Origin of the sequence: Planktothricoides sp. SR001, assembly GCF_001276715.1 — a bacterium.
GTDB classification, from domain to species: Bacteria; Cyanobacteriota; Cyanobacteriia; order Cyanobacteriales; family Laspinemataceae; genus Planktothricoides; species Planktothricoides raciborskii.
In genome coordinates this window covers 1-5,513 of the sequence record NZ_LIUQ01000110.1, presented here as the reverse complement: position 1 = coordinate 5,513, position 5,513 = coordinate 1, and the positions used below count along the sequence as shown (strand labels likewise).

8 protein-coding genes and 1 tRNA gene are annotated in these 5,513 nt (G+C 46.6%); 5 read left to right on the top strand and 4 right to left on the bottom strand.

Annotation, left to right across the window (positions count from 1 at the left end; translation table 11 throughout):
• The first annotated feature begins 40 nt into the window (after positions 1-40).
• The gene (locus AM228_RS35805) at positions 41-196 is read left to right on the top strand and encodes a hypothetical protein (protein WP_231636975.1); all 156 of its coding nucleotides are present in this window, start codon (positions 41-43) and stop codon (positions 194-196) included.
• On the top strand, positions 175-843 hold the full coding sequence (locus AM228_RS28335; RefSeq protein WP_231636974.1) for a Uma2 family endonuclease: 669 nt from the start codon (positions 175-177) through the stop codon (positions 841-843). Before AM228_RS35805 ends, AM228_RS28335 begins: the two co-directional genes overlap by 22 nt.
• Before the next feature lie 201 nt (positions 844-1,044).
• On the opposite strand, the gene AM228_RS28330 is transcribed toward AM228_RS28335, so the two are convergent.
• A complete protein-coding gene (locus tag AM228_RS28330) occupies positions 1,045-1,569 on the bottom strand; it encodes a pentapeptide repeat-containing protein (RefSeq protein WP_054470357.1) in 525 nt (174 codons plus the stop codon).
• A gap of 163 nt (positions 1,570-1,732) precedes the next feature.
• Between AM228_RS28330 and AM228_RS28325 the strand changes: the two genes are divergently transcribed.
• Positions 1,733-2,338 (top strand): YraN family protein, encoded by a 606-nt coding sequence (locus tag AM228_RS28325; RefSeq protein WP_054470355.1) that lies wholly within the window; start codon positions 1,733-1,735, stop codon positions 2,336-2,338.
• Positions 2,339-2,380: 42 nt separating this feature from the next.
• On the opposite strand, the gene AM228_RS28320 is transcribed toward AM228_RS28325, so the two are convergent.
• The gene (locus AM228_RS28320) at positions 2,381-2,770 is read right to left on the bottom strand and encodes a hypothetical protein (protein WP_054470352.1); all 390 of its coding nucleotides are present in this window, start codon (positions 2,768-2,770) and stop codon (positions 2,381-2,383) included.
• Between the two features lie 179 nt (positions 2,771-2,949).
• On the opposite strand from AM228_RS28320, the gene queA reads away from it, so the two are divergent.
• A complete protein-coding gene (gene queA, locus AM228_RS28315) occupies positions 2,950-4,068 on the top strand; it encodes a tRNA preQ1(34) S-adenosylmethionine ribosyltransferase-isomerase QueA (RefSeq protein ID WP_054470351.1) in 1,119 nt (372 codons plus the stop codon).
• 60 nt (positions 4,069-4,128) lie between these two features.
• Here queA and rpmF read toward each other — a convergent pair whose 3' ends face one another.
• Together rpmF and AM228_RS28305 are read right to left on the bottom strand one after the other, a co-directional pair.
• Positions 4,129-4,311: a 50S ribosomal protein L32 gene (gene rpmF / locus AM228_RS28310; protein ID WP_054470349.1), complete on the bottom strand. Its 183-nt coding sequence runs from the start codon at positions 4,309-4,311 to the stop codon at positions 4,129-4,131.
• 133 nt (positions 4,312-4,444) lie between these two features.
• A tRNA-Leu gene (locus AM228_RS28305) sits at positions 4,445-4,526 on the bottom strand.
• Between the two features lie 208 nt (positions 4,527-4,734).
• Here AM228_RS28305 and AM228_RS28300 point away from each other — a divergent pair.
• Complete coding sequence (locus AM228_RS28300; protein ID WP_054470348.1) at positions 4,735-5,382, top strand: hypothetical protein; 648 nt, start codon at positions 4,735-4,737, stop codon at positions 5,380-5,382.
• Positions 5,383-5,513 lie beyond the last annotated feature (131 nt).

The following is a 5,513-nucleotide window of genomic DNA, read 5'->3' as shown; positions in this document are numbered from 1 at the left end:
ATTCCCCCATCGACCCCTAATGCAAAGAGAGTGTTGAACCATGTCCGAAATTTTAAGTCCGGAGTTGTGTTTTGAACCCTCCGTCAATCATATAATTACTGAAGACGATACGCCGGTGGATAATTTTTTTTCAGAAAAACTTCAGCGCTTGTTAACGGAAGTGCTTTATGCTTCTTGGAAGGATTTCCTTTTTTAGCCGGGGCGAATGTGGGCATTTTTGCGATCGCGAGAGAACCGGCGATCGTCCCAGATGTCTTTCTCAGTTTAGATGTAGAAGTGGCCGAGAATTGGCTGGAAAAGAAACATCGTAGCTATTTTATGTGGGAGTTTGGCAAACCTCCAGAAGTGGCGATCGAGATTGTTTCTAACCGGGAAGGAGAAGAACTAGAACGCAAGTTAAAAGCCTATCAACGAATGCGGGTCAGCTACTATGTGGTATATGACCCAGCCTACCAATTAGGGGAAGACTTGCTGCGGATTTATGAATTACGCGGCACCACCTACGAACCGAAGACTGACAACTGGTTGGCAACCGTGGGACTGGGTTTGACCCTTTGGGAGGGAGAATTTGAAGGCAAACAATTCACCTGGTTACGGTGGTGCGTGAAGCGCAGCTATCGCGTCAGCGAATCACGACGGAAATCTGATTCCCACTGGGGCGGAACGCGCCGAAACCGAACGCCAACGCGCCGAAACCGAACGCCTTCGGGCGGAAGCGGAACGGCAAATTGCCGAAACCGAACGCCTTCGGGCCGAACAAGCGGAGCAAAAAGCCGCCCTACTCGCCCAGAAGTTGCGAGAGTTAGGGGTCGATCCCGAAACTTTCAGTTAATCTCGCACTGACAAAATATAGCCCCTAACATTCGTAAGGTGGGCAAAAATATTCACCCCACCCTACCTTATATGATGGTGGACATTTGCCCACCCTACAATATAAATCTAGGATCTAGCAAATCAGAAGAGGTGGGGGGCTTTTGCCCCGCCACCTCTTTAAATGTAGGGGCGAATGGCATTCACCCGCAAATCCGTAAATAACCGATAACCTTAATCACAAAATAGAGTATCGCGAGTATTGCGACCCGTCACGGGGTTGGTGCCTTTCGCCAAACCACAGAGCACTTCATGGGCATCATCGCGCATAAATACATCCGTAAAATCTGCACCATCGATGATCGCGCCTCTAAAGCCAGTATTAAAGGCATAAGCGCCTTCTAAAATCGCATTAGTTAAATTGGCGCCCATGAATCGAGCTTTATCTAAGGTGGCTTGGCTTAGATTAGCGCCTTCCAAGTTCGCATCTTCCAAGTTGGCGGAAAAAAAGCTGACCCCGCGCAAATCGGCGTTACTGAAATTGGCAATCCGCAGATTTGCTCTGGTAAAGGAAGAGTCTTTTAAATCTTTGCCGGAGAAATCAGCCCCAACCAGTTGTTCTTGGTTGTAGTCATTGGCCCAAGCGGGTGCAGCAATGGCAAAGTTGAGGGTAGTCAGGGCGCCTACAGTAGTGATGAACAATACCGCAGCACATACTAAGGTAATAAACTTTTCCGCAATATCTTCCTGGTGACTCATGGTATGACAAGTTTGATGGGGAAATAATATCTACAATCGATTTCGGCAGTGTGAACCAGGTTCAGGATCGTGGGGGCGAAGCATTCGCGTAAGAGTCTTGACGATTCTCTAATAAAGTTTCAGCGCGAATGCTTTGCCCCTACGGTGTGCGTGAATCGCCGCTATGATTGGTTCTATGGTGATCCTACCAGCGATCGCCTCTTTAAGATTTAATTCACCGAAAATGCCACTACCATCACCGGATTCTCACCAGCAAAAATCCCAGGAAAAATCGACTATCGGATTGTTGGGAGAAAATTTAGTCGCCCTATGGTTACAGGATCATGGCTGGGAAATTATCGCGAGGCGTTGGCGTTGTCGGTGGGGGGAAATTGATATTATTGCAGGCGAAATCCCTGGGGAGCAATTACCTGAGCATCCTTACCAGCGGATCGCATTTGTGGAAGTGAAAACACGCAAACATCGAAGCTTGGATGCCGGAGGACTGTTGAGTATTCCCCCGCAAAAGCAAGCCAAACTTTTACAAACTGCTGAGATATTTTTGGGCGATCGCCCAGAGTTGAGTAATTGTCCTTGCCAATTTGATGTGGCTTTAGTTAGTTATCAGAAGTATCAGCGGCGATCTTCTGCCCCGCAAACCACATTTACAACTGAATTTTCATCCCCGATTATTTTGGGACAACCTGTTTCCATCGAAAATTCCCTGGGCGAATATCAACTAACCTTGTACCAGTATATTGCTGGGGCTTTCGATGCGGAAATCAGCTAGTTAATTCAGAAGCCAACACGAATTAACACTAATTAACACTAATTAAGCCAAGGTTTCTGGGCAATATCCCAAACCTTTGACAAATTGTGCGCGAAATTGCTCGATTTCGTGAACATCCGCACCTCCATGAGACACAATCACCACCTGATACCGACGCATCACATCAATCGCTGACTGTCCAGTTTCCAAACTCCAGAGGGCCATTTGCAGCCGAATCCCTGGTTGATAAGGAAATCCCAACTCGTTCATTACCGCCAGAAAGTCCCCTTCTTGCTGCGGATCCAGGCAAGGATTCATTTTAATCCGCACAATCCAACCGTCAATTAGATGAATCACCGTCACAAAGACAACGGGCAGGTGTATGGCATTGCGGAGATATTCAACCACTCGAATGGAGAGACTGCCATTGGGGAAAAAATAAATGTATTCCATATCCGATCGCTTATGGCAAAGACAACGCTACAATTAATATTTTCTTAATTTTTTGTCCCCATCAGCATCGGGATTATCCCTAATATCTTATGGGGGGATTTACCCAAATTTTTCTACCTGTTATTTTTTATCCCGTGGACTGATCTGTTTTAAAAATAAATCGCTTTGGAGGGCAAAGAATGAGTGAGAGTCAAAATTTTGACCTTATGTTAACGGCTTATGACTATAAACTACCAGAGGAAAGAATTGCCCAGAATCCAGTGGTGCCCAGAGATGCGTCTCGCTTACTGGTGGTGAAAAGTCCCACAGAACACAGTCATCATATTTTCCGCGAGTTACCAGAATTGCTCCAACCGGGGGATTTGCTGATTTTAAATAATACTCGTGTGATTCAAGCGCGTCTATACGGTCGTAAATCTACGGGCGCCCCAGTTGAAGTCTTGTTGCTCGAAGAATCCCAGGCGAATATTTGGTTAGCATTGGTTAAACCCGGGAGACGATTAAAACCAGGCGCCCAGATCGAATTTGAGCCAGCATCTGAAGCTTTACAATCTGAAGCTTTACAAAATGGAGCAATTCCGGCTCCGTTTACGGCCAAGGTCTTAGCAACGGAGGAGTCAACCGGGGGTCGATTTATTGAGTTATTTCTACCAACCGGCGCTACTTTGGCGCAAGTTTTGCAAGTTTATGGTCATGTACCCTTGCCTCCCTACATCACCAAATCTTCGGCTTTACCCTCCCAATATCAAACGGTTTATGCGGAAAAACCCGGTTCTGTGGCAGCCCCTACCGCTGGACTTCATTTTACGGAAGAGTTACTCACCCGCTTAGAGCAACGGAGGATCCAACGAGCTTTTGTGACTTTAAATGTGGGCGTGGGGACGTTTCGCCCGGTGGAAGTGGAGAATGTGACGCAACACGAGATGCATTCAGAGTGGGCGCTGGTGCCAGAGTCAACGGTGGCCAAAATCCGGGAAACTAAGGCCCAAGGGGGACGAGTTATTGCGGTGGGGACGACAGCGGTGCGATCGCTGGAAGGGGCAGCCGCAGGAGGCGAGTTACAACCTTTGTGTGGTAAGACCGATTTATTTATTTATCCGGGTTATCAGTGGCAGGTGGTGGATGGCTTGATTACGAATTTTCATCTACCTAAATCGAGTCTATTGATGCTGGTTAGCGCTTTGGTGGGACGCCAGCGTTTGTTGGACTTATATCAAGAAGCGATCGCACACCAGTATCGCTTTTATTCCTTTGGGGATGCCATGCTGATTTTGCCCACGGCTAAAGCCCACGGCTAAAAAGTAAAAAAACAGGGCATTGGGAAGCCCTGTTTTACCAAACCCAATAATAACTGGGATTTATTCTTCGTCTTCTTCGTTTTGTTTTTCACTTGGAGGATAAACAAAGCCCTTGGCCTGTCCAGTTAAAATAGATTTACCAATAGACAGTGCTTTTTCAGCTTGGATAGCGGCTTTTCTCTTCCAGTGGGCTTTACGTTGATCGCGTTTGGTTTTGGAGGTTTTCTTCTTTGGGACAGCCATTGGCGTGTTGGGAATGAATAATTAACATACTGTCGTTAGACAGAGACTTACTATTGTAACCTATTTTTTGGCTAACGCATTCAAGTCGGGTAGATTATTTTTTGGTCAACGCTCAATGGCCTCAACCTAAAGATGCGGACAAAAGGACTTGAACCTTCACTCATTGCTGAACTAGAACCTAAATCTAGCGCGTCTACCAATTCCGCCATGTCCGCAGTTAAATTTGATTATAGCAGAAAATTGGGAAAAATGTCTCCCTTGTGAATATTTTTGTCAAAATTTTGAATAAATAGGGATTTGTGGGTAGGGATTCTTATTGATCTTCTTGGTTTCGGTTAGTATGTTCAAGCAAGGGCGTTGCAAGTCCAGATATCCAATGTTCATGGCTTGTGATTTCGCCGTAGTACCAAAGAAAGGGGATCCATGAAAAATACTACGGCATTTTTAGGGGGCTGTGCCGTTACAGGGGTTTTAGCTCTCTTGTTTTTTAAAGGATGTTTCAATTTTGGCTTTGGGTCTTTGGCGGGGTTAGGTGCCAATTTGGGTTCTCCACCAGAGGGGGGGGAGTCATTGTCCCTTCTCCCAGTACCGACCCCACCGGGATCGCCAAATAATTTTGATCAGTGGAATAGTCAATTGGTGCTACAACAAGCCAGTACCGACGAGTTAAAAAAGAGTCTGGAACAACAACGTCAGTTGATTGAGCAACTTAGAAGCAGCTTGGAGCAACAAAAAATTCAAACCGAACGACTGACGATGCAGTTGCAAGAACAACAACGGGCGATCGAGAGTTTGAGATTAGACCAAAGAAACCCCCGATTAGATCGCTATGAACAAGCGGCGATGTTCCAAACTAACCTTTTGTGGGCGATCGCCGGTGTGGTTCTGGTTTTGGTGGTTGGCGGTAGCATTATGGTTGTTGGCGCGATCGCCATGCTCATACAGCATCCTCGCCGTTATCCCTATCGTTCGCAGGCATTTGATCCGAGTCACTTTTCGCCTCCTTACAGCTTCTACCAACCTTATACTGATTTCTTACCGCCCCAGTCTAAGAATAGGCGATCGAAATAGTTATTCGTTATTCGTTATTCGTTATTTGTCTGCCTAACTGGTAGGGGTCGATGGGAGCTTCACAACTCCCACCTCCCATTCAGAACGGAGCGTGCCACTTTCGCGGCACTCCGCTCCTAGCTGCGCTTGCT